The following is a 692-nucleotide window of genomic DNA, read 5'->3' as shown; positions in this document are numbered from 1 at the left end:
TGGAGTTACCCACGTTTTGTAGACACCACATTAAGTTAGAACTACAGTCTAATCAAGAGGTGTTATATGGGTAAACAAAGAAAGTCAGCGTACACGGAAGAGTTTCGGAAAGAAGCTGTACGTCTCTCACAACTTCCAGACCGAACTGCAACACAAGTTGCTAAGCAACTTGGTGTCAGTGCGCAACAAATAGCTAATTGGAAACGTCAATTTACACGCCTCTCTGATAAACAATTCAATACCCTTGAGGGTATTGATTATTCAAAGCAGGAGACGAAAGAAATGCAGCAATTAAAACTTGAAAATATGCGACTCAAAGAAGAGTTAGAATTCTTAAAAAAGGTCTCTGCGTACTTTGCGAAGCGCCAAGAGTAAAGTACGAATATATTCATAGCTTTATCGGAGAGTACACTGTGACGCTAATGTGTCGCGCTTTGAAGGTATCTAGATCTGGATATTATCGCTGGAGAGGCCGTTCACCAAGTGAACGCCTCTTGAGAAGACAGCGTTTTGAGCTGCTAATTATGCAAACTTATGCTGAGTTTCGAGCTCGTTATGGAGCAGTTCGAATTACCAGGGAGTTAGTCGCACAAGGTGAGAGCTGCAGTGTTAATTATATTGCTGATATTATGGTAGAAAAACAGATAAAAGCACGTAATGGCAAGTCGTTTAAATATATCAAAGATGTTGCA

The 692-nt window shown here is 40.5% G+C and carries 2 protein-coding genes; both read left to right on the top strand.

Features of this window, described 5'->3' with window-relative positions; genetic code table 11:
- Positions 1-66: 66 nt before the first annotated feature.
- The gene (locus tag PVK70_RS18830) at positions 67-375 is read left to right on the top strand and encodes a transposase (protein ID WP_065624858.1); all 309 of its coding nucleotides are present in this window, start codon (positions 67-69) and stop codon (positions 373-375) included.
- A gap of 47 nt (positions 376-422) precedes the next feature.
- The coding region (locus PVK70_RS19150; RefSeq protein ID WP_443111805.1) for an IS3 family transposase at positions 423-692 on the top strand (270 nt) is incomplete at its 3' end.

Source organism: Aliivibrio sp. A6 (assembly GCF_028765505.1).
Classification (GTDB): domain Bacteria; phylum Pseudomonadota; class Gammaproteobacteria; order Enterobacterales; family Vibrionaceae; genus Aliivibrio; species Aliivibrio finisterrensis_A.
This window is presented reverse-complemented; position numbering and strand designations above follow the sequence as displayed.